The sequence below is a fragment of the Streptomyces tateyamensis genome, from assembly GCF_003205575.1.
Taxonomy (GTDB): Bacteria; Actinomycetota; Actinomycetes; order Streptomycetales; family Streptomycetaceae; genus Kitasatospora; species Kitasatospora tateyamensis.
Genome location: NZ_PYBW01000175.1, coordinates 1 through 1976 on the forward strand (window position 1 = coordinate 1; position 1976 = coordinate 1976).

1 protein-coding gene is annotated in these 1976 nt (G+C 66.3%); it reads left to right on the forward strand.

All coding sequences use genetic code 11. The features are described 5' to 3' along the window. A partial coding sequence (locus tag C7C46_RS31445; RefSeq protein WP_220040729.1) for an AfsR/SARP family transcriptional regulator occupies window positions 1–1488 on the forward strand: 1488 nt, incomplete at its 5' end. Window positions 1489–1976 lie beyond the last annotated feature (488 nt).

Genomic DNA, 1976 nt, shown 5'->3' on the forward strand with positions numbered 1-1976 from the left:
TTCCTTCTGAATGCATACCTTGAGGAGGAGCTGGTGCGTCGCACTCGCCGGCAGCACGAGGATCCGGCGAGTGCCGACGAGCCGCCGCTGGCGCCATTGATCCTGCTCACCCGACACGTGCCGCGCCATCACCACCGCCTGCGCGCACTCCTCCAGGCCGGCCGCCACCTCGGCCTCGGCGCCATCGTTCTCACCGACGCTTCGCCCTCGCCGGCCGACATGCTGAGCTATCACATCGGCGCCAACGGCCGCGCCACCAAGAACAATGCGCGCGACGAAGAGCCGCTGCGCTTCTTCCACTTGCCCACAAGCAGTGCAGAAGTCCTTCTGCGCCTCATCCGCGATAAGGATGATCTGCATTCGGCCAAGGCTCCGCCTGTCGAAGAAGGATCATCGAGCCCAGTAGTGCCCGGAGAAATCAGCCCGTCGATTTCAGTGGCAGTCGGGAAGTCACTTCGGCCAATCGAGAATTGCACCTCAATCGAGGATGATGGCAGCGAATTCCTCTCACATGAATCAGGATCGGAAGCAGCTCGCGAGGAATCCGGAAATATCGAGGAAGCAGTTCCCAGTGAAGCTGACGCAGCCCAGGAACCGGAGGACCCGCCTGCTCGCCCGCAGACTGTTGAAGCAGTCGACCCCGAGCACGCGGCGAGGGCGGCCGTCGCGCCTCGCCCCGTCACCGTCGGCCTACTCGGCCCGCTGACGGTCAACGTCAGGGGACAGCTGATCACCCGCGGTCTGACCGGTTACTCGGGCGAGCTGCTCGCCTACCTCGCCAGCCGGCCCTCCGGCTCAGCCAGAGACGCCGTGCTGGACGCCATCTGGCCGGAGAAGGACCCAACCACCAGCGGCATCGAGGCGTTCAACACCGCGAAGAAGAGCGTGCGCAACGCCCTGCGGACCGAACTGGGCACGACCTCCGTGAACGTCTTTCTGCACGGCAGCGGGCTCTGGCGCCTGGACCCGGCGCTCATCAAGGTCGACCTCGAGGACTTTCACGCCGCCGTGCGGTCTGCCGGCGCTGCGAGTGAACCGACTGAGCGCCTCGCTGCCCACCGACGGGTCATCGAGCTCTACCACGGGGAGCTGTGCGAGGGCATGGATCACCCGTGGCTCGTCGCCATGCGTGAAGAGACTCGCCGATCCGTTCTCAACGCTCTTGGAGCATTGGCCAGCAGCGCCGTGGACCCCGAGGAGACTCTCGGTCTGTTGGAGCGCTCTCTGGAGCACGACCCCTACAACGAGCAGCTTCACCTCCGCCTTGCCCGTCAGCACACTGCCCTGGGGCGAACCGAAGCCGTTCGCCGTACTCAGGAACGCCTTCGCCGGCGACTCGCCGAGATCGATGAGCGCCCGACGTCCACTACAACTCGGGCCTTCCAGGAGCTGCTCAACCCGTATCCCGCGCCCGCCCGTGTGGTCCCCAGCAGACCGGCTGCTCGTCGCCCGAACCTGGCTCCACGAAGTCTCCCGTCTCGGCCCTGACCTGGACTGCGCGATTCAGCTTGCGGACGTCTCCTCGCTGACGGCTTCGGTACGGAGTCGACACTCGGGCCGTGTATCCGGTCCAGCGTGACGTGCACCGCCTGTCGAGTCACGCCGATCTCGCCAGGCTCGCTGGCCGGTGGGGTGTCGAGTCTTGGGTGTCGATCCATGGGCGTCCACTCTGGTGTCCTTTCTCAGACGGGACACCCTGTCCCGGGTCATACCCGCTGGTCAGCGCCGTATTGGGTGAGCGTAGCGGAGCCAGACTCAATACCTGGTGGTCAGGTGCCACCCGGTCTTCGCGCGCCGGGCCGCACGCCGGCTGCTTATGGCTCTGCCCTCAGCCTTCACTGCGTCCATCAGCCAGCGCCTGTGGCTCTTGCCAGGCCGAGGTTCTTCGGGTGGGTGTTCGCCAGTCCCGTCCACTAACTGACCCCGGGCGGGCGGTGTCCCCGCGAAGCGGTGGGCAACCGCCCGCCGGGGTCGGC